This is a genomic window from Nocardia donostiensis, from assembly GCF_002081715.1.
In the GTDB taxonomy this organism is placed as follows: domain Bacteria; phylum Actinomycetota; class Actinomycetes; order Mycobacteriales; family Mycobacteriaceae; genus Nocardia; species Nocardia donostiensis.
This window is the reverse complement of sequence record NZ_MUKP01000015.1, coordinates 33,855-53,707: the sequence shown is the minus strand read 5'-3', so window position 1 is coordinate 53,707 and position 19,853 is coordinate 33,855. Positions and strand designations below refer to the sequence as shown.

Genomic DNA, 19,853 nt, shown 5'->3' with positions numbered 1-19,853 from the left:
CTTGTGCACTAGCGGAATCGAAGGCGGTAACGATAATGAGTATCGTTGACTGTTGTTCGGCGGGCTCTGCGGAGGGAGCATCACGTTGCGATCAGCTGCGCCAATACCGCATCCGCCGGAACCGGCCGAGCCGGAAACCGCACCCAACCCGCACCAGGATGTGCGGGCACTGTTCCCGGCATTGACCGCGACACACGAGGTGTACCTCGACAGCGCCTCCACCACCCAGAAACCGCGCCCGGTCATCGACGTTGTGCAGCGCTACCACAGTTCCCGCACCGCCAATATCGCACGCGGTGCCTATCCGTGGGCGGCGGAACTCACCAGGGAGATCACCAGGATCCGCGCCAGAGCAGCCGCATTCATCGGCGCACAGCACACCGACGAGGTGGTGTTCACCAGCGGTGCCACCGCCGCGCTCAACGCGGTGACACTGTCGTGGGGGCTGGCAGCGCTCAACGATGGTGATCAGATCCTGTACAGCACAACCGATCACGCCTCGGCGGTGTATCCGTGGCATCAGCTGCGCGGGATGCTGGCCCGGTTCGGCAGGCATATCGAGCTCGTCCCGTACCGGGTCACCGAGCTCGGGGAGGCCGATACCGCCGATATCGCCACAAAACTCGGCCCACGCACCCGGTTGATCGCCGTCAGCCATCTGCATCACGTCTTCGGCGGGGTCAGCACTGTCGAGGAACTGCGCGACGAACTCGATCCCGAGATCCTGCTGTGTTTCGACTGCAGCCAGAGCGGCGGACATCTGCCGGTGGACGTGACCGAGTTACGCGCCGATTTCGCGGTGTTCGCCGGGCACAAGATGTTCGGGGCGCCGGGAACCGGAATACTGTACTGCCGCCGCCGGGTGCATCAGCAGCTGCTCCCCTTCCTGCCCGGCGGCAATTCCGGGGTGCGTGTCACCGGCACCGGCCTCGAGCCCCTCGGCATGCCGGAGGCGCTCGAGGGCGGCACGCCGAATATTCCGGGCATCCTCGCGCTCGGCGCGGCACTGGAGGTGCTGGAGTCGCTGGGCATGGCGACGATCACCGCGCACAACCGTGCGCTGACATTGCGCCTGATCGACGGTCTGCGCGGCGTTCCGGGACTCGACTTCCTGCCCGGGCCCGCCTACGCGCCGTGTGCGACCGGCTACGGCATCGTCTCCTTCACTCTCGACGGCATGAGCGCAGCAGACCTCGGATTCGTGCTCGGCGAGTACGGGTTCCTGGTGCGCGCCGGCGCGCACTGCGTACCGAACCGCAGCGACCCGGACCCGGAATCGGTGCGCGTCAGCACCCAGATCTACAACACCGCCGCCGAAATCGGCCGCTTCATCGACTGCGTTCGCACCATCGCCGAGGAGCTCCTGTGAACACCGACAACGACGCGCGCTACGACCGGCGCGCCGCGTCCCGGGTCCTGGCCGAACTCGCCGAGCCCGGGCTGTTCGCCGATACCTTCGCAGCGCCCGATGCGGTGATGCCACACCGGATCGAGTTCACCGCTGCCCCGTTGACTCCGGAAGCGGATAGTCATCTGACGTTCTCCCAGCGCCTGTACCTGGAGCGTTTCCTGCGTCCGTGCCGGGCGGACCAGGTCACCAGCGCCACCCACCGCGTCACCTGGACCGACAGCGACGGCGTGCCCAACACCGGGCACTACCGCGTGGACGGGCTCGGCCCGCTGGTGCCTATCGTGACCCGGGAGGCGGTGCTGGCGCTATGGCATGCGCTCGCCGCGAACGAAGAGCTGTCCGAACGGATCCGTGATCTGGGTCCCGGCGAGCACGCCGTCCTCGCCGGGACCACCACCGACCACGATCCGATCGATATTTTCCGGGTCGGGGTGGAGTCGGCCGGGCGCGCACTGGCCCAGCATGCCCTGCTGGCCCGGCAGGTACAATGCCAGGACGCGACCGAATTCGCCTGGGCGCTGCACGATTCCGGTATCTTCGCCGCGGTGGCAACCCGCTGGTTCTGGGAGCTGCAAGCCTCCACCTACCGGCGCGGAATGATCCCGGTGACGCTGCGCGCCGAACCCGACGGCACCGTGCGGTACACGCCGGAAACGGTGGCCACGCTACGCGCGATGAAAGACGCCACCATCGCCGACGCACACGAAGTGATGCGCCGCGCCACCACCGAGGAGGGGTTGAGCACGGCGGACGCGATCGCGAAATACCACGACGATCTGGACCTGATCTCCCGCCAATACGCGCTGCTGCCGCCGGGCGTGCGGCCCACCTGTCTGGCGGCGATGCCGCATCGGATCGGCGGCGAGCATGTCAGCGTGCTGCCGGTGGTGGCGCAGCGGTTGGTCGACACGTTCGCCGCACTCGTGCCGCGATACGAACTGGTGGAAGTCTTCGCTGATCCCGATGCACTCGACGACGGCCCGGCTTCGGCCGAGGACCGGGTGTTCTACGTGCCCGATATGACGTGCAAGCACTGTGTGCGCACCATCGGCGGGGTACTCGAATCCATGGGCATCCAGGTGGTCGATATCGACCTGGACAGCAAACGGGTGATCGCGGAGTTCCGCAGCCCCCGCAACCGGGCGCGCGCCTTCGAGATCATCCGCGACGGCGGCTACAACCCGGTCGCCGAACAACCGCAGCCCGCCGCCCGCGGTACCACCGTCACGGGTACCGCCGGATGACCGATTCCCCGCCCGCGTTGCCCGCACGCTGGCATCCGCTGGTGCGCGCCTACCTCGACGACCCAATAGCGCTCGCCGCGGTCCTCGCCCGCTACGGCTCGCCGGTGCACCTGGTGTTCCCGCAGGTGTTCGCCGACAACCTGGACGCGTTGCGCGCGGTGTTCGACGACCATCCGGTCGGGTACCGGATCTGTTATGCGCACAAGGTGAACAAGTCGCAGGCGTTCGTCCGCACTGCCGCGGCCGCGGGGATCGCGGTGGATGTGGCGTCACCGCAGGAACTGGCGTCGGCGGGGCGCGCCGGGTTCCCGCCGGACCGGATCGAGGTGACCGGCCCCAAAGGCGAGGCGTTCCTGCGGCAGCTGACGGGCTCCGGTGTCACCGTCAATATCGACAACCTGTGGGAGCTGCAGACCCTGGCCGAGCTCGTCGGTGACGTGGCTCCTGTGCCGGTGTTGTTGCGCGTCTCCGGGTTCACAGGCACCCAGGTGAGCCGGTTCGGGGTGCCGTTGCGGCAGGTCGGTGCGGCGCTGAAGATACTGTCCCGTTACCGCGACCGGCTTACTTTTCTGGGGCCTGCCTTCCATCTGGATTCCGGGGAGACCTCGGATCGGCTACGCGCGGTCGGCGCCTGCCTGACGCTGGTCGAGCAGGCATACGAGCACGGTTTGTCGCCGTCGGTACTCGATATCGGTGGCGGGTTGCGGCAGGTGTTCACCGCCGACGCCGACGAGTTCGACCGGTACGTACTGGCGTTGCGGGCGGCGCTGACCGGGCGCGGCGAGCCGATGAGCTGGGGCAACAACACCTTCGGCTACCAGATCGACGGCGCAAAGGTGCGCGGGACGCCGGTGTTCCACAAGTACGCCAATACCGTTGCGGCCCAGCGGATGCTGGCGGATCTGCTAGCGGCGCCGCTGGAGGGCCACGGCGGGCGCAGCGTCGCCCAGGTCGCGGCCGACAACCTGCTCGATATCTGGGTGGAGCCGGGTAAGGCGCTGGTCGATCACGCCGGCGCGACCGTGGCCCGGGTGGAGTTCGTCAAGGAAGCCGCCGACGGCAGCGTGCTGGTCGCGGTGGACCTCAGTCGTGATTCGGTGACCCCGGCCGATCAGGAGGTGATGGTCGACCCGCTCGTACTGCCGGGTGAGCGGCCGCCCTCTGCCGCAGGCGCCCCAGTGGGTGTGTACTTCGCCGGCCGACTATGCCTGGAACGGGACCTGATCACCAACCACAAGGTGTGGTTGCCGTGGCTGCCGCGACCCGGTGATCTGGTGGTGTTCCCGAACACCGCCGGCTATCACATGGATTTGTCCGCCGCCGGCGCCGCTATGCATCCGCTGCCGGAGAAAGTGGCCGTCAGTACAGACGGCGCCGCCTTCCGGATGTGCCCCGATGCCGACTATTCACCCGAGGCCAACTGATGCGCTACAACCACGTCACCGAACTGATCGGCAACACTCCGCTGCTGCGACTGGACCCGTCGGTGCACGGGCTCGCCGGGGTGGAGTTGTACGCCAAACTCGAATCGCAGAACCCGTTCGGCTCGGTGAAGGACCGGGTAGCGTGGGGGATGCTGCGCGACGATCTGGACACCGTGATCGCCGAGGACCGCACCCTGATCGAGGCGTCCAGCGGTAACACTGCCAAGGCGCTGCGGATCCTCGGCGCGGTACACGGGGTGGGGTTGCGGGCGGTGACCAACCGGATCAAGGTCGGCGAGGTGCGGGACCTGCTGCAGTTGTTCGGTACCGATATCGTCGAGTTACCCGGCCTGTCGGAATGCCCGGACCCGACCACTCCCAACGACGTCTATTCGGCGATCGACGCGACCATGGCTGCCGAGCCGGGCGCGTTTCATCACCTGTCGCAGTACACCAACGACAAGAACATCCAGGCGCACTTCGACACCGGCCGCGAAATCCACGACGACCTGTGCAGTGACGGCGACAGCGGCATCGACTATCTGTTCGGCGGGCTCGGCACCACCGGCTCCACCCGCGGAGCCGCCACATATCTGCGCAAACACCATCCCGAGCTGCGCACGGTGGCTGTGGTTTCCGAGCGCAGCGATTTCATTCCCGGGATCCGCTCGGAGCGAGAAATGTGGGATGTGGGACTGTTCCAGCCGGAGTTCTACGACGGCATCGTCAGTATCGAATCGGGCCGTGCCGTCGACGCCACCCTCGAACTCGCCGCCGGTTACGGCATCCTCGCCGGGCCCACCAGCGGCGCCGCCTACGCTGCCGCGCTCGATACTCTCGCCGCCGCACCCCGTTCGGGCGCGGCCCCGCTGGTCGCGGTGTTCATCGTCTGTGACCGAATCGAACCGTATCTGTCCTATATCAAGAAACGCAGACCGGAACTGTTCGGCCGCAGCAGCCGCCGCTACTCCCCCACCGACAGCGATATCGCCGCCGTCCCCGCCCTGGCGCCGGAGGAACTGGCGGAACTGGACCGCACCGGCAGGCCGGTGATCATCGACACCCGCGGCGCGATGGCCTACCGGATCGCGCATATCCCCGGCTCGGTCAACTTCCCCGACGATGTGCTCGACGACCAACTAGCCCACGGCACCCCGTTCTCACGCGCGCATCCGGTGGTGTTCGTCTGCCCCACCGGGGACCTGTCGCAGCGTTTCGCCGCCACCGCCCGGCATACCGGGCACACCGCCTACAGCCTCACCGGTGGTGTCGCGGCATGGCGGGCGGCGGGGTTGCCGATGGAGCGGGGCGCGTGAAGGCCGGCTACCCGATCCGGATATGGCGCAGGCCGGTGACGATCCGGCGATAACGGTTGCGCAGTGCACCCGCTGTGTTCGGCGCCAGGGTGAGCTCGCACGCGGCGGCGATCCGGTCGGCGACGTCCGGGATGGGCAGCTCGTCGGTCCAGATGTGGTCGGCGAACTCGGGGGCGCGCAATCGGTGCAGGCAGTGGTCGATCCGGTCTACGGCGAAACTGTCGTGCCGCAGCCCGAACAGCTCGCGTTCCCGCAACCGTCGTCGCACGGTGTCGTGCCGGGCGAGCAGTGCGAAATGACGGACATCGTGTCCACGCTCCCGCAACTCGCCGACGGTTTCGGTGAAATAGCCGGGTTCGACGACAGTCATCGGAGCGATGACCGTGCCCTCGTGGCGAGCGAGAACCAGGTCCAGAACCTCGACGACACCGGCACGCCACGATTGCAGGTGCTGGAAGTCGTCACGCAGATAACCGGGCATGGTGCGGTGCAAGCCGTAACCGACCTCCTCCGGATCGCAGACCACGCTGCCGGGTAGCCGCCGGTGGATTTCGAACGCCGTCTGGGTTTTCCCGCCGCCGAAAGGGCCGTTGATCCATACGAGCATGACGTCACGCTAGTGCAGGCGCTGGTTCACCTTCCCTGCTCGTAACCGTGAGCCCGCGGGGTCTCGCCGTTCCTGCTCATGCCCTTGTCCTCGGGCGTGTCGGTGCAGATGGCCGTAGACGTATCGGTTTCAGCGCTCGAGCTCGTCATGGACGCGGCAGCCGTTTCGGTGCCTGCGTGGGAGTCCGTCGGGACGCTCGTCCGGCCGACCCGGCGGTGAACGGCCAGGGCAGCGAGTACCCACAGGCCGCCGATTGCCCAGCCTGCGAGGACGTCCGTCGGCCAGTGCACTCCCAGGTAGATGCGGGAGAGTCCGACCAGCGCGACGAAACAGCTCGCCGCCGTTGCCGCGGTCACCGCGATCCTCCTGCTCCGGGCGTGTATCACGGCCAGGGCGGCCACGGTCCCGACGACCGCGGCGGAACCGAGACTGTGGCCCGATGGATACGCCGGATCGATAACGGTCACCAACCGCCCATCCACGGGCGGGCGTTCCCGCCCGATCGCGTGTTTGAGCGGCTGGACGGTGACCAAGGCACCCAGCCCCGCGACAGCGATCGCAGTCAACTCCGGCCGTCGCCCGCGCCGGTAACACCAGGCGCACACTGTCAACGCGAGAATCCACATGGCCAGCGAGCCGCCGAGATGGGTGATGACGGTCGCGACCGTGGTGAGTGGTTCGCCCCGCCAGGAGGCCACCCAGTCGACAACGGGCATATCCGAACGGGTGCGGGCATCACCGAAGAGGACGTATCCGGTGATGATCGCCGCCGTCGCGGCCAGCAAGAACGCAGGCACCAGCACTGGGTTCACCCTAGTTGTGACAGCTCCGGGTGGTTTCGCCGGGCATAGCTCTGGGCGTGGCTGATAGCCGGGGACCTCGGCTGGATCGGTGCGGCGGGGCGGACTTCGGCGGCGGTTCGGCGGCGCCATTTAGTGTGGAAAGGTGCAGACAGATCAGCGATCAGACGAGGCAGGGCCCCGCATCTGGGGCGGAACCACGCTCACCGAGCGCAAGCAGGCGCGGCGTGCGGCGCTGCTCGAGGCCGCACTGGATCTGATCGGCGAGTCCGGGGCGGCCGGGGTGACCATGCGCGCGGTGTGCCGTCGCGCCAACCTCACCGACCGCTACTTCTACGAGAGTTTCGCCAGCCGCGACGAGCTGCTCGACGTGCTCTACCGGCAGGTGGCCGAGGAATTCCTGGAGCCGATGACCGCTTTCGCGGTGGCCGACGATCCCTCCCGCGACCGCGCCCTGTCCGAGGTTTTGGTGGACAAGGTGCTGGAGGATCCGCGTAAATCGCGGCTGTTCCTGGTCGAGCCGTATTCCAGCACCGGCCTCGGCCAGACCACCATCGCGGTGATGCCCGCGTTCACCCGGCTCATCCAGGACCATTTGTTCGCCCATATCGCCGACCCGGTGCGGCGCAGACTGGCCGCGGTCACCATGGCCAGCGGCAACGCCGGTATGTTCTCGGCCTGGTTGAACGGGTCGCTGCGGGCGAGCCGGGAACAGATCGTCGACCACATTGTCGCGATGATCACCGCCTACCGCGCGCTGTACCGCGACTGACACCGGTCGGTACCGCTGCCCCAGCGGCCTTGCCACACGCCGGAATTCCGGTCCGCTGACCGCCGATACGCACAGCTCTTGCGCCCCATCTGGTTTCGTTCCGGCGAGCAAGCCGTGTTACGAACATAAGCTTGCGGCAAGGAGGTTCGCGCATTGACCGACGACGTAGTGGGTTCGACCGGTAAGCTGGTGTCGCCGATCCGAGAAAGCGGGATGCTGGGCGAAGTCCGGGTCGCCGTCCGAGGGGGAACCGAGCTGTATATCGCACGCGCCACCGAGCCGATCGCGGCCGGAGACAGCGTGCTGATCGTCGCCGTGGATTCCGGGCGCATCGCCGATGTGGTGCCGTGGATCCCTCTCGTCACGGATCAGCGGGAGTGACGACGTAACAGCAAGGGAGACAGACGTGCTCGGCTACCATGTGCCGAATCCTGACGAGGCAATGCTGGTCAGTGGCGCCAAGAGCAAGGACAGCGCACCGTTTCGGGTGATCATCGGCCGCGGCACGTGGGTGATGCCGTTCTTCCGCAAGGTTCGCTACCTGTCGCTGGCCATGTTCGAGGCCGAAATCATGGAGCGCTGCGTCACCAAGCAGGCGATCCAGCTACAGGTGCGCGCGGTGATCGCATTCAAGGTAGCCAACGACACCGCCTCGATCGTCAACGCGGCGCAGCGGTTCCTGTCCGAACAGGAGCAGGAGATGTCGGTGCTGACCGGGCGCATCTTCTCCGGGCATCTGCGATCGATCATCGGTTCGATGACCGTCGAGGAGATCATCCGCGAACGCCAGCGGCTGGCCGACGAAGTGCTGGTGGCATCGAAGGTGGAGATGGGCAATATCGGCCTGTGGGTCGATTCGTTCCAGATCCAGTCCATCGACGACGGCAACCTGGGCTACATCTCCGCGCTGGCCGCCCCGCACAACGCGGCCGTGCAACGTGACGCCCAGATCGCGCAATCGCAGGCCGCGCAACGCTCGGCGGAGGCCGAACAGGAATCGCTGCGCAAACGGGCCGAGTACGAGCGGGAAACCGCCATCTTGAAGGCCGGGTATCAGCGCGATATCGATAAGGCCGAAGCCGAGGCCGCCGCGGCAGGGCCGCTCGCCCAAGCGCTCGCCCAGCAACAGGTCCTCAGCGCCCTCTCCGAGCAGGCCCGCAAAGAAGCCGAGCTGCGCGAACAACAGCTGCAGGCCGAGGTGGTGAAACCGGCGGAGGCCGAGGCCGAGCGCGTGCGGATTCTGGCCGAAGCCGAAGCGGATCGCACCCGTATCCAGGCCGAAGCCGCCGCCTCGCACAACCGGATCGCGCTGGATCAGATGCTCATCGAGCAGCTGCCGCTGATCGTGGAACAGGCCGCGCGCGGGCTGTCCAACGCCAACCTCACGGTGCTCAACGGCCCCGACGGGGTGGGCGAACTGCTCAACGGGATGGTGGGGCAAGGCCTGACTGTATTCAATTCACTGCAAAAGGCGCTTTCCACCGACGACAAGCAGGAGCCGGGGCTACAGTGACCGGGTAGCGTCGGCGCGAGGAGCGGGTGTGGTGTCCATCGGGAAATTGGTATCGTTCGACGGCTCGCGGGGTTTCGGTTTCATCCGCCCCGACGACGGCGGGCCCGATGTATTCGTCCACGTCAACGATATCGGTCTCGACGAAGACGAACTTCGCCAAGGACGGGTGTTCGAATTCGATATCACCGAAGGCGACCGCGGCCCGAAGGCGATCAACCTCACCACCGCGGGTGGCGCGGCGAGTTCCGGCGCGCGGCATCGGGGCAGAGACCGGTCCGGCGGCGCGGTAGTGCTGACCGCCGCCGAACACACCCGCCTGATCACCGAACTGCTGCTGGATGCCAGTCCCGCCCTCACCGCAGGGGAGATCGTCACCATCCGGGCACGGCTCACCGCTTTCGCCGACGAACACGGGTGGCTCGACGGCTGAGCCGGCACGATCCGGTCGCCGAATCTCGGGCGTTCGGTGCGTCGCGGCGCTTGGGCATCGATGTGTCGGTGGGGCCGCATACGATCGCCGCACCGATGAATCACCGTCGGCCGCGACGTCGATATCGGTGAGACCGACCCGAGGAGGACCGTGGACCTACCGGTGCTGCCGCCCGTCCGACCGATGCTGGCCAAGACCGCGCCCGCCATCCCGCGCGAGCCGGGCCTGAGCTATGAACCCAAATGGGACGGCTTCCGCTGCGTGGTGTTCCGCGACGGCGCCGAAGTCGAACTCGGTTCCCGTAACGACCGCCCGCTGACCAGGTATTTCCCGGAGGTCGCCGAGCTGTTGAAACAGGCGCTGCCGCAACGGTGCGTCGTGGACGGGGAGATTGTCATCGTCACCGAGAACGGCCTGGATTTCGATGCTCTGCAGCTGCGACTGCATCCGGCCGCGTCGCGGGTAGCGAAACTGGCCGCAGAGACACCGGCCAGTTTCGTGGCGTTCGACCTGCTCGCGCTCGACGACCGTGACCTGACCGCCGAGCCGTTCATCGAACGCAGACGGCTGCTCGAGACGATCCTGAACACCGAACCAGCCCGCGTGCACCTCACCCCGGTCACCCACGACCCGGCGGTGGCACAGGACTGGTTCACCCGCTTCGAAGGTGCCGGTTTCGACGGGGTGATGGTCAAGGGCAACGATCTGGAGTATTTGCAGGACAAGCGGGTGATGCTCAAGGTCAAACACGAACGCACCGCTGACTGTGTGGTGGCCGGATACCGGATCCACAAGGATGGCCAGGGCGTCGGCTCGCTGTTGCTCGGCCTCTACGACGAGGAAAGCAACCTGCATCACGTGGGGGTGGCCAGCAGTTTCACTGCAGACCGTCGCAAGGAACTGCTCGGTGAGCTGGAACCGTATCGCGCCGGTGCCCTGGACGACCATCCGTGGCGGGACTGGGCCGACGCCGCCGCGCAGGCTACGGCGAGCGGGAAGATGCCGGGCGGGGTGAGCCGCTGGACCGGCGGCAAGGACCTGTCCTGGGAGGCGCTGCGGCCGGAACTGGTCGCCGAGGTCCGTTACGAACATGTGCAGTCGGGCCGGTTCCGCCACGGCGGGCGGCTGGTGCGGTTCCGCCCCGACCGCACCCCCGAATCGTGCACCTATGGCCAGCTCGACGAGGTGGCGCCCGCCGAACTCGCCGCGATCTTCGGCAGCGAGGTGGCGCGGTGAGCGATTCGATCGATATCGATACCGACGGGCGCACCGTCACCATCAGCCACCCCGACAAGGTGTATTTCAGTAAGCGCGGGGAGACGAAACTGGATCTGGTGCGCTACTACCAGGCCGTCGCCGAACCGTTCCTGCGGGTCGTGGGCGACCGGCCGCTGCTGCTGGAACGCTATCCCGACGGCGCGTCGGGCAAATCGTGGTTCCAGAAACGGGTGCCGAAATCCGCGCCGGACTGGCTGCACACCGTGCAGGTGTCCACCCCCAACGGCACCACCAGCGACGCGCTGGTCGCCCACGATCTGGCGCATATCCTGTGGGCGGTCAACCAGGGTTGCCTCGGTTTCCACGTCTGGCCCAACCGAGTCACCGACCTGCGGATCAGCGACGAGCTCCGCATCGACCTCGATCCCTCCCCTGGTATCGGGTTCGACGAACTGCGCCGGGCAGCCGTGCTCGTCCGGGAGTTGTGTACCGAACTCGGCATCGATACCCGGATCAAAACCTCCGGGTCGCGCGGTCTGCACCTGTATGTGGCACTGGAGCCGCGTTGGGACGGATACCAGGTGCGGTCCGCGGCCGTGGCGCTGGCCCGGGAACTGGAGCGGCGCTATCCCGACGAGATCACCGCGCACTGGTGGAAAGAGGAGCGCGGTCAGCGGGTTTTCGTCGACTACAACCAGAACGCGCCACATAAAACGGTTTTCGGCGCGTGGTGTGTGCGGCCGAAGGTCGGGGCCCAGGTGTCGACGCCCATCGACTGGTCCGAACTCGACACCGTCGTCCCCGACGAGCTGACCATCGCCACTGTCCCCACCCGACTGGCCGAACGCGGCGACCCGTGGGCCGACCGGCCGCCGCAATCGATAGCACCGCTGCTGGAGATGTCCGAACGGGACCTGGCGGCAGGACTGATGGATGCGCCGTGGCCGCCGCAATATCCGAAGATGCCCAATGAGCCGCCACGTGTGCAGCCGAGCCGGGCCAGGAAAGCCGAACAGGGCTAAGGCGTACCTCCGCCTTCGCTCCGGCCGTGCGCTCTATGCGTACCTCCGCCTTCGCTCCGGCCATGCGCTCTATGCGTACCTCCGCAACCGCTGCAGCGGTGCGCGACAGGCGTCGGCAAGGTCGCTGTCGCGGGACCGGAGTGACCCAGCGAACGTAGTGCGCAAGCTTCCGCCTTTCAGGCGGAGGTCAGCGCATATGGTCCAGTCCCGAACTGTCCCCGTCGGGCCAGCGGAGACATGAGCGCCTGTGGAGCGGACGTAAGACTGCACAAGGCTCGATCTTCCAGCTGTCTGCGGTGAAACACCGAAACCCAACTCGCGAGGATTGGACCCTCTTTCTTCAGGGAGGCGGAGGTCAATTGGTCCACAGCACCCACACCGACCGCTCGCACACCAGAGCCCGGCCGTCCGCGGTTCTGGCGGTCAGCGTGTCCGCCGCGTCGCAGCTGGTGCCGCCCTCCTGCACCTGGGTCGCGACGGTATGGGGGCCGGACCACTGGTATCCGGTGCTCGAGGTGGCGTCGGCCAGGCACAGCAGGGTCGCGCCCGTAGCGGTGCTCCCGATCAGGCCCGCCTCGGGGCAGGCGGTATCCAGTGCGGCGACCGGGACCAGGGGCGTGGCTCTGGTCGCGGGCGGCGTTTCGGCTGCGGTGCCTGGGCCGGTCGCCGTGTGCACCGGGGCGGGCGTGGTGGACGGGGGCGCGGGCTGTTCGTGTTCCCCGGTGCGTGTGGCGTCAGCGGTGCCGGTCACCTGCGCTGCCGCGGCGTCGACTCGGGACCTCACCTCCGAAACCACATCACCGGGCAGCACCACCAGCGCCACCACGGCAGCGGCTTCGGCGAGGCCGAGCAGCAGCGCGAACAACGCCATCACGCGGCCCTTGGGATGGCTGAAGGCGATGAGACCGAAAACGAGCGCCACGGGGAACAACAACAGCAGCGCGGCGACCAGCGCCACGACCGCGTACGGGTTCACGATCGGCCGCGGCTCGCGATACTCGGCCTCGTCGTAGTCGTCGGGGTCCTCGTCGGGTCTGCTACCACGGCCGGACCGGGCCGTGCGGCCGTCGTTGCGAACCTCCGGCCAGCGTTCACTCACCCAGCGCTGCGAATAAGCCATCGCCAGATTTCCTCCACATCCATCGGCCGGGCGGGGCGGCAGCTGGCCGCGGCCTGCGCCGACATCAGGAAGGATAAGGCCGTTCCCGTGCGACGTCCCGCCGATCAGATTGTCACCGAGCCCGACAGATCAACACGACGCGCCGTGGAAACCCATAACGGTTCAGTTGGTCCGATCGGCTTTCGGCAGCGATTCGGTGACCAATGTCCGCAGCATGTCCACCAGCAGTTGATGCACCTGCTCGCGGCTGAGGGTGCCGCGGGTGATCCATTCCCGCCCGGCGACTTTCACCAAACCACCGAACCCGCGCACCATCGCCCGCATGGCCTCGCTGTGCGCCGAATCGGCTCGGCCGACCATCTGCAGCAGCCGTTCGGCGGCCGCGTCGTCGGCCTGATCGAGGATCTGCTGCACTTCCGGGTCGTCGCCGACGCCTTCGTGGCTGGTCACCTTCACCCAGGTGCTGCCGTGCTCGGAGATGGTATCGAGCAGCCAGCGCACGCTGGCCTCGATCCGCTCCTGGTCGCTGCCCGCGGGCACGGCCATCTGATCGGGTTTCGGCAATGTCACCATCCGCCGCACCACCGCCAGGTACAGGTCGCGTTTATTACCGAAGTAGTGGTTGATCAGCCCGCGGGCCACACCTGCCCGCTGCGCCAGTTCGGCGGTGGACACAGCCGCGTACGGGCGCTCGCCGAACATCTCGATGGCCTGGTTCAGGATCTGGGCGCGCCGCTGGTCGGGTTCGAGCCTGCGGCGTCGAGCCGGAACACCCGCGCCGGGTGCGACGGCGTCCAGGTGTCCGGTGGTGGTGTCAGAGTGAGCGGGCAATGAGATCCTTCATCACCTCGTTGCTGCCCGCGAGGATGCGCAGTACGCGAGCGCCGGTGTAGATCTGGGAAATCGGATACTCCGTCATATAGCCGTAGCCGCCGAACAACTGTAGGCAGCGGTCGACAACGATACCGAGTTGATCGGTCAGCCAGTACTTGGCCATTGCAGCAGTGGGAATATCGAGTTCGCCGCGCAGGTGCTTGCTCACGCAGTCGTCGAGGAAGGTGCGGCCGACCCGGGCCAGGGTGGCGCATTCGGCGAGTTCGAACTTGGTGTTCTGCATCGCGAACAGCGGTTTGCCGAATGCTTCCCTGCCCTTGGTGTATTCGACGGTCAACTCGACCGCGCGCTCGGCCATCACGACCGCCATCACCGCGGTGACCAGCCGCTCCTGGGCGAGCAGCTGCATCATCTGGTAGAAGCCCTGCCCCTCGACGCCGCCGAGCAGATTCGCGGCGGGCACCCGCAGACCGTCGAAGAACAATTCGGCGGTGTCCTGGCCCTTGCCGCCGATCTTGGACAGGATGCGGCCGCGGGTGAAGCCGGGGGTGTCGTCGCCGACCTCGGCGAAGATCAGCGAAACACCCGCCGCGCCCTTGTCCGGGTCGGTTTTGGCCGCGATGACGATGCCGTCGCACAGCCAGCCGTTGGTGATGAAGATCTTCGAACCGGTGATGACGTATTCGTCGCCTTCGCGTACCGCGCGGGTCTTGATGTTCTGCAGGTCGGAGCCGGTGCCGGGTTCGGTCATCCCGATCGAGAGCACCATCTCGCCGCTCGCGGCCTTGGGCAGATACCGCTGCTTCAGTTCCTCGGACCCGAATTCGGCCAGGTAGGGGGCGATGATCGCGCTGTGCACGGGCATGCCCATCGCGCTGTCACCGGCGCGCACCTGCTCTTCCATGATCGCGGTCTCGTGGGCGAAGGTGCCGCCGCCACCACCGAACTCCTCTGGCAGCGCAGCGCACAGCAATCCGAGTTCGCCTGCGCGCCGGTACAGTTCGCGGTCGGGGTGGCCTTGTTCGATGAACTTCTCCTCGTGCGGGACTACCTCGCGCTCGAAATAGCTGCGGGCCAGATCCCGTACCGCCTCGACCTCGTCGTCACTCCATGCTGGGCGTGCCATCATCGCGTCCTCTGCTCGTCTGCCCATCCCGGCGCGGTCGTCGCCGGAGGCGTTCGCGTCGAACTCTTCCGAACTATTGGCGCTCTGTCAACAAGTGTCGGAAACTGTCTTCCGAGCAGGGCGACCGGCCGACGGGACCGCACTGTTTGTCAGAATGGCTCGGTTGCTTGCCCAGCTCATGAAGGACGCCTCCACTCCAGATGGCCGAAACGAATATCGATCCGGACGACCTCACCACCTGCTTACGTGTACTGGACCAGGCCGCGGCGCTGGACAAGGACCATCCGGACGCGGTGGCGGTGCAGCACGCCGTCGGTCATATGTTCAAAAAGCTCAAGCAGCGCAGGCGCGCGACCGCCCGTGCCGCGGTGGCCGCCGCCGACCGCGCCGTGGTGGCCGCCACCGCAACCGGCTCCCCGACTCGGATCGATGACGAGACCGCGGGCATCCCGATCAGCTCGACGGCGACCGGGGCCAGCGCGGGCACCCTGCTGCGGCCGCGTCCCTGCTACATCTGCAAAGAGAAATACACCAGGGTCGACGCCTTCTACCACCAGCTGTGCCCGGACTGCGCGGCCATGAGCCATGCGCGCCGCGACGCCAGCACCGACCTGACCGGCAGGCGGGCACTGCTGACCGGCGGGCGCGCGAAAATCGGCATGTACATCGCGTTGCGGCTGCTGCGCGACGGCGCGCACACCACCATCACCACCCGTTTCCCCAACGACGCGATCCGCCGGTTCGCGGCCCAGCCCGACAGTGCGGATTGGCTGCACCGGCTGCGCATCGTCGGTATCGATCTGCGCGACCCATCCCAGGTGGTCGCCCTCGCCGACGATGTGGCCGCCGCGGGTCCGCTCGATATCCTCATCAACAACGCGGCGCAGACCGTGCGCCGCTCCCCCGGCGCCTACAGCGCCCTGGTGGAAGCCGAATCCGCGCCACTGCCCGCCGGGCAGCTGCCCGAGACGGTGACCTTCGGCAAGACCATGCAGGCGCATCCGAGCGCGCTCACCAGCTCGCTCACGCCGACGCTGTCCGGCGCCGAGGTAGCCGAACTCGCCTTGATCGCCGGATCCGCCACCCCGGAACGTATTTCGCGCGGTGTAGCGATCGATGCCGGCGGGCTGGTCCCGGATCTGGCACACACCAACAGCTGGGTGCAAACCGTCGGCGAGGTCGATCCGACCGAACTGCTGGAGGTGCAACTGTGCAATTCGGTCGCCCCGTTCATCCTGGTGTCGCGGCTGCGTCCAGCGATGGCTGCCGCGCAGGCGCGACGTAAATATGTGGTCAATGTTTCGGCGATGGAGGGCCAGTTCGGTCGCGGCTACAAGGGGCCAGGCCATCCGCACACGAATATGGCCAAAGCGGCCCTGAACATGCTGACCCGCACCAGCGCCAGGGAGATGTTCGAGTCCGACGGCATCCTGATGACCGCCGTGGACACCGGGTGGATCACCGACGAACGCCCGCACTACACCAAGATCCGGCTCGCCGAAGAAGGATTCCGCGCGCCGCTGGACCTGGTCGACGGCGCCGCCCGCGTCTACGACCCGATCGTGCAGGGCGAGAACGGCGTCGACCTGTTCGGCTGCTTCCTCAAGGACTACCGGCCCTCGCCCTGGTGAAACCGCGGCTTACCCTGGCAAAGTGCTGTACCGGGTATTCGCCGACCCGACCGTCGTGCACCTGCTGTTCCTCGGCTACACCTGGTAGCCGGCGGGTGTGGTTTCGGCACCATCTCGATCGGCTACCGGAAGGTAGGCTATTGTGCCGTACTTCAGGGGCGGTGGTGAAGGCCCACGCGGGACCCCGCCAGGGTCGAGTGTGAGCTGAACCGGACGGTTCTGCTGTTCGATGTACTGCCACAGCACCGAGATCGCAGCGCCATCGACCGGCCCCGCGAAGTAGGAGCCGAACCACAAGTGTTGTGCCCGCCGGTAGTGCTGGACCAGTTCGAGGAACTCCTGCCGCAACCACCGCGAGGAAACGCCTTTGAGCCAACCGTGACAGGTACCGCGCCGTGAACACCCGATGCCCGGTGGTGAAAACCACATGCGCGTGAAGAACGAAAACGCAAAGCTGCCAGCCCTTACCTCGCTGAGATCGCCGGTACATCATTGCGGTGTACTCGGTGTGGGCAGCTGCACCACCAATACCGCTCTACCCCGCACCCGGGCAGCAAGTGGCGTTGGCGCCGGTATTTCGCCTGGCCTGACAATGGCCGCACGCCGTCTGGCCGCGACGCTGCCGATGTGGGCGCTGCTCGCCGCTTCTGGCCGCGGCTGATACCCGCGAGGATGGGCCGCGGCAGGAGCCTGCGGGGCGCTGGCTAGGCTCGAGCCGTGCGACAGCAGATCATCGTCGATGTGGACACCGGGGTGGACGACTCGCTGGCATTGCTGTACCTGCTGGCCAGCCCCGAGGCCGAGATCGTGGGGATCGCGTCGACCGCGGGGAATGTGGGGGCGGCGCAGGTCGCGGTGAACAATCTGGCGTGGCTGCAGGTGTGCCGGGCGCCGGAGATCGAGGTGGCTCTCGGCGCGGCCGAACCGCTGGCGATACCGCTGCGCACCACCGAGGACACCCACGGGCCGTGCGGTGTCGGGTACGCCGAACTGCCCACGCCTACGCGCGCGGTGTCCAGACGCGATGCGGCGCGGATGTGGGTGGAACTTGCGCGGGAGCGTCCGGGGCAGCTCATCGGGTTGTGCACCGGGCCGCTGACGAATCTGGCGCTGGCGTTGCGCGCGGAGCCGCGACTGCCGCGGCTGCTGCGTCGTCTGGTGATCATGGGCGGTGCGTTCAACCATCCTGGTAACACCACACCGACCAACGAGTGGAATGTGCATGTGGACCCCGAGGCCGCCAAGGAGGTGTTCGATGCCTTCTCCGCGGCACCGGCGGACCGGCGGCCCATCGTCTGCGCACTCGACATCACCGAAACCATCGAGATGCGTCCCGCGCACCTGACTCGCCTGGCTGCCCGCGCCGGGAGTTTCCCGGTGGAGACGGTGTCGCCGAACGATGCACCGGGCGCATCCTCGGTGACGAGCAACCCGATCATTCGGCATCTCACCGACGCGGTGCGGTTCTACTTCGATTTCCACCACGCCTACGACCAGGGTTATCTGGCGCATATGCACGACCCGTTCGCCGCGGCCGTCGCGCTGGACCCGAGCCTGGCCCGGATGCGGCCCGCGACGGTGGGCGTCGAACTGGCAGGCACGCTCACGCGCGCCACCACGGTGGCCGACTGGGCGGGTATGTGGGGCCGCCCACCCAACGCCGATATCGTGGTCGGCACCGATCAGGAACGGTTCTTCGACCGGCTGATCGAACGGGTCGGCGATTTCGCCCGCCGCGTATACCCGCCCAGCGCCGCTCCCAGCCCTGTTACGGCGGTCTCCGGGCAGGCGCGATGACCGGCGCGCACACTCTTACCTACGAGTTGGTGTACCCGTCCGGCGGCGCTACCAGCCCTGTTGCCACGGTAATCGGGGAGGCTCGGTGACCGGCACGCACACCTCTTCCGACGAGTTGTACCGCAGGCTCGGCCTGCCCGGGCTCATCGACATACATACGCATTTCATGCCGGAGCGGGTGTTGCGCAAGGTGTGGGCGTATTTCGATTCGGCGGGGCCGCTGACCGGGCGGCCGTGGCCGATCACCTATCGCGACGAGGAATCGGTGCGGTTGGCGACGTTGCGCGGTTTCGGTGTGCGTGCGTTCACGTCGCTGGTGTATCCGCACAAACCGGCGATGGCTGCATGGCTAAACGATTGGGCCGCCGACTTCGCCGGACGAGTACCCGACTGCCTGCACACCGCGACCTTCTATCCGGAACCGGATGCGGCCGAGTATGTGGCAACCGCGCTCTCGCGGGGTGCCCGGATCTTCAAGTGTCACATCCAGGTCGGCGATTATGATCCGAACGACCCGCTGCTCGACCTGGTCTGGGGCGCCCTGGCGGACGCCGGTGTCCCGGTGCTGATCCATTGCGGTTCGGGTCCGGCGCCGGGCACGTTCACCGGACCGGAACCGATCACCGAACTGCTGCGCCGGTTCCCGCGACTGCGGCTGATCATCGCGCATATGGGTATGCCCGAGTACCGCGACTTCCTCGACTTGGCGCAGCGATACCCGGGCGTACACCTGGACACCACCATGGCGTTCACCGATTTCACCGAAGCCGATATCCCGTTCCCGGCCAGCGACCGCGGCCGGCTGCTCGATCTGGGCGACCGCATCCTGTTCGGCAGCGATTTCCCGAACATCCCCTACCCGTACCAGCACGCACTGGCCGCACTGGAGCGCCTCGGTCTCGGCGACGACTGGCTACGACACGTCTGTCACCACAATGCGGCGGCGCTGTTCGGACTCACGGCAGCCCCGCCGCCAGCATCGTCAGAATGTCGCGCAGGATCACGGCATCAGAATCGGGAGTTTCGGTAGTGATCGCGTGTTCGGCGGCGACCGAGCAGGCGGTGCTGACTACGGCGGCCACCAGTTTCGGGTACACATCGCGCTGTACGTCGGCACCGACGCGTTCGGCGATCACAGCGGCCAGTTCGTCCCGAGCTACTGCGTCGGCTTCGAGAATCGCGCCCCGCACCGCTGGCTCAGCGACCATTCGCCGCACCCCCTCCGCCCAGTGCGAACCGGTCCCCGGACCGGCAGCGACACCGCCTTCACCCAGTTCGAACTCAGCGAGCACCGCACCGGGTAGCGCCGCCCACAACGGCTCCCCAACAGGGCGAGAGCGAAGCTCCTCGCAGATCCGGCGCATCCGGTCCAGGTGCCGGGAGGCCACAGCTTCCGCTTTGCTGCTGAAGTAGTTGCGGAAGGTGCGTTCGGAAACGCCTGCCGCAGCGGCGATATCGGCGACGGAGACCGTATTCCAGCCGTTGTCGATCACCAACCGGATCGTGGCCAGACTCAACTCCAGCCGCTTCTCAGCCTTCTTACGTTCCCGCAGGCCGAGGGCATCTCCATCCATGTAGATAGCCTCAC

General features: G+C 67.1%; 20 protein-coding genes. 13 read left to right on the top strand and 7 right to left on the bottom strand.

Features of this window, described 5'->3' with window-relative positions:
* The first annotated feature begins 85 nt into the window (after positions 1-85).
* From B0T44_RS12455 to B0T44_RS12440, 4 genes are read left to right on the top strand one after another with little or no spacing between them, the layout of a single operon-like run.
* Positions 86-1,369 carry an aminotransferase class V-fold PLP-dependent enzyme gene (locus tag B0T44_RS12455; RefSeq protein WP_245839199.1) on the top strand — a complete coding sequence of 428 codons (1,284 nt, stop codon included), beginning with the start codon at positions 86-88 and terminating at the stop codon, positions 1,367-1,369.
* Complete coding sequence (locus B0T44_RS12450) at positions 1,366-2,655, top strand: heavy-metal-associated domain-containing protein (protein WP_077115254.1); 1,290 nt, start codon at positions 1,366-1,368, stop codon at positions 2,653-2,655. The genes B0T44_RS12455 and B0T44_RS12450 overlap by 4 nt, the downstream gene beginning before the upstream one ends.
* Complete coding sequence (locus B0T44_RS12445) at positions 2,652-4,079, top strand: Y4yA family PLP-dependent enzyme (RefSeq protein WP_077115253.1); 1,428 nt, start codon at positions 2,652-2,654, stop codon at positions 4,077-4,079. Before B0T44_RS12450 ends, B0T44_RS12445 begins: the two co-directional genes overlap by 4 nt.
* The gene (locus B0T44_RS12440) at positions 4,079-5,395 is read left to right on the top strand and encodes a pyridoxal-phosphate dependent enzyme (protein WP_077115252.1); all 1,317 of its coding nucleotides are present in this window, start codon (positions 4,079-4,081) and stop codon (positions 5,393-5,395) included. Before B0T44_RS12445 ends, B0T44_RS12440 begins: the two co-directional genes overlap by 1 nt.
* 7 nt (positions 5,396-5,402) lie before the next feature.
* On the opposite strand, the gene B0T44_RS12435 is transcribed toward B0T44_RS12440, so the two are convergent.
* Both B0T44_RS12435 and B0T44_RS12430 read right to left on the bottom strand, forming a co-directional pair.
* Positions 5,403-6,002 (bottom strand): AAA family ATPase, encoded by a 600-nt coding sequence (locus tag B0T44_RS12435; protein ID WP_077115251.1) that lies wholly within the window; start codon positions 6,000-6,002, stop codon positions 5,403-5,405.
* A gap of 26 nt (positions 6,003-6,028) precedes the next feature.
* The gene (locus B0T44_RS12430; protein ID WP_077115250.1) at positions 6,029-6,805 is read right to left on the bottom strand and encodes a phosphatase PAP2 family protein; all 777 of its coding nucleotides are present in this window, start codon (positions 6,803-6,805) and stop codon (positions 6,029-6,031) included.
* A 142-nt stretch (positions 6,806-6,947) separates the two neighbouring features.
* On the opposite strand from B0T44_RS12430, the gene B0T44_RS12425 reads away from it, so the two are divergent.
* From B0T44_RS12425 to ligD, 6 genes are all read left to right on the top strand, one after another.
* Positions 6,948-7,574, top strand: coding sequence for a TetR/AcrR family transcriptional regulator (locus B0T44_RS12425; RefSeq protein ID WP_077115249.1), 627 nt, complete (start codon positions 6,948-6,950; stop codon positions 7,572-7,574).
* Between the two features lie 153 nt (positions 7,575-7,727).
* Positions 7,728-7,955: an NfeD family protein gene (locus B0T44_RS12420; RefSeq protein WP_077115248.1), complete on the top strand. Its 228-nt coding sequence runs from the start codon at positions 7,728-7,730 to the stop codon at positions 7,953-7,955.
* A gap of 25 nt (positions 7,956-7,980) precedes the next feature.
* Complete coding sequence (locus B0T44_RS12415; protein WP_077115247.1) at positions 7,981-9,087, top strand: SPFH domain-containing protein; 1,107 nt, start codon at positions 7,981-7,983, stop codon at positions 9,085-9,087.
* Positions 9,088-9,118: 31 nt separating this feature from the next.
* Positions 9,119-9,517, top strand: a complete 399-nt coding sequence (locus B0T44_RS12410; protein WP_425436832.1) for a cold-shock protein — start codon at positions 9,119-9,121, stop codon at positions 9,515-9,517.
* Between the two features lie 150 nt (positions 9,518-9,667).
* On the top strand, positions 9,668-10,753 hold the full coding sequence (locus B0T44_RS12405; RefSeq protein ID WP_175647941.1) for an ATP-dependent DNA ligase: 1,086 nt from the start codon (positions 9,668-9,670) through the stop codon (positions 10,751-10,753).
* Positions 10,750-11,757: a non-homologous end-joining DNA ligase gene (gene ligD / locus B0T44_RS12400; protein WP_077115245.1), complete on the top strand. Its 1,008-nt coding sequence runs from the start codon at positions 10,750-10,752 to the stop codon at positions 11,755-11,757. The genes B0T44_RS12405 and ligD overlap by 4 nt, the downstream gene beginning before the upstream one ends.
* 355 nt (positions 11,758-12,112) lie before the next feature.
* Here the strand turns inward: ligD and B0T44_RS12395 are convergent, their stop codons facing one another.
* The 3 genes from B0T44_RS12395 to B0T44_RS12385 form a co-directional block, all read right to left on the bottom strand.
* Positions 12,113-12,877: a hypothetical protein gene (locus B0T44_RS12395; RefSeq protein ID WP_077115244.1), complete on the bottom strand. Its 765-nt coding sequence runs from the start codon at positions 12,875-12,877 to the stop codon at positions 12,113-12,115.
* 162 nt (positions 12,878-13,039) lie between these two features.
* Complete coding sequence (locus B0T44_RS12390; protein ID WP_081512029.1) at positions 13,040-13,708, bottom strand: TetR/AcrR family transcriptional regulator; 669 nt, start codon at positions 13,706-13,708, stop codon at positions 13,040-13,042.
* Positions 13,692-14,837, bottom strand: a complete 1,146-nt coding sequence (locus B0T44_RS12385) for an acyl-CoA dehydrogenase family protein (protein ID WP_077115451.1) — start codon at positions 14,835-14,837, stop codon at positions 13,692-13,694. Before B0T44_RS12385 ends, B0T44_RS12390 begins: the two co-directional genes overlap by 17 nt.
* Before the next feature lie 200 nt (positions 14,838-15,037).
* On the opposite strand from B0T44_RS12385, the gene B0T44_RS12380 reads away from it, so the two are divergent.
* Positions 15,038-16,468, top strand: a complete 1,431-nt coding sequence (locus tag B0T44_RS12380; protein ID WP_077115243.1) for an SDR family NAD(P)-dependent oxidoreductase — start codon at positions 15,038-15,040, stop codon at positions 16,466-16,468.
* Positions 16,469-16,543: 75 nt separating this feature from the next.
* Here the strand turns inward: B0T44_RS12380 and B0T44_RS12375 are convergent, their stop codons facing one another.
* Positions 16,544-16,897 carry a transposase gene (locus B0T44_RS12375; RefSeq protein WP_245839200.1) on the bottom strand — a complete coding sequence of 118 codons (354 nt, stop codon included), beginning with the start codon at positions 16,895-16,897 and terminating at the stop codon, positions 16,544-16,546.
* Between the two features lie 288 nt (positions 16,898-17,185).
* Here B0T44_RS12375 and B0T44_RS12370 point away from each other — a divergent pair, with 288 nt between their 5' ends.
* Positions 17,186-18,265 carry a nucleoside hydrolase gene (locus tag B0T44_RS12370; RefSeq protein WP_077115242.1) on the top strand — a complete coding sequence of 360 codons (1,080 nt, stop codon included), beginning with the start codon at positions 17,186-17,188 and terminating at the stop codon, positions 18,263-18,265.
* An 85-nt stretch (positions 18,266-18,350) separates the two neighbouring features.
* Positions 18,351-19,295, top strand: coding sequence for an amidohydrolase family protein (locus B0T44_RS12365; RefSeq protein WP_245839201.1), 945 nt, complete (start codon positions 18,351-18,353; stop codon positions 19,293-19,295).
* Here the strand turns inward: B0T44_RS12365 and B0T44_RS12360 are convergent.
* Positions 19,222-19,839 (bottom strand): TetR/AcrR family transcriptional regulator, encoded by a 618-nt coding sequence (locus B0T44_RS12360; RefSeq protein WP_077115241.1) that lies wholly within the window; start codon positions 19,837-19,839, stop codon positions 19,222-19,224. The genes B0T44_RS12365 and B0T44_RS12360 overlap by 74 nt on opposite strands.
* Between the last annotated feature and the right edge of the window lie 14 nt (positions 19,840-19,853).

Coding starts and splice junctions, on each gene's coding strand:
- B0T44_RS12445 (WP_077115253.1), top strand. CDS start 2,652: ATGACCGATTCCCCGCCCGCGTTGCCCGCACGCTGGCATCCGCTGGTG.
- B0T44_RS12380 (WP_077115243.1), top strand. CDS start 15,038: ATGGCCGAAACGAATATCGATCCGGACGACCTCACCACCTGCTTACGT.
- B0T44_RS12435 (WP_077115251.1), bottom strand. CDS start 6,002: ATGCTCGTATGGATCAACGGCCCTTTCGGCGGCGGGAAAACCCAGACG.
- B0T44_RS12440 (WP_077115252.1), top strand. CDS start 4,079: ATGCGCTACAACCACGTCACCGAACTGATCGGCAACACTCCGCTGCTG.
- B0T44_RS12395 (WP_077115244.1), bottom strand. CDS start 12,877: ATGGCTTATTCGCAGCGCTGGGTGAGTGAACGCTGGCCGGAGGTTCGC.
- B0T44_RS12360 (WP_077115241.1), bottom strand. CDS start 19,839: ATGGATGGAGATGCCCTCGGCCTGCGGGAACGTAAGAAGGCTGAGAAG.
- B0T44_RS12385 (WP_077115451.1), bottom strand. CDS start 14,837: ATGGCACGCCCAGCATGGAGTGACGACGAGGTCGAGGCGGTACGGGAT.
- B0T44_RS12375 (WP_245839200.1), bottom strand. CDS start 16,897: ATGTGGTTTTCACCACCGGGCATCGGGTGTTCACGGCGCGGTACCTGT.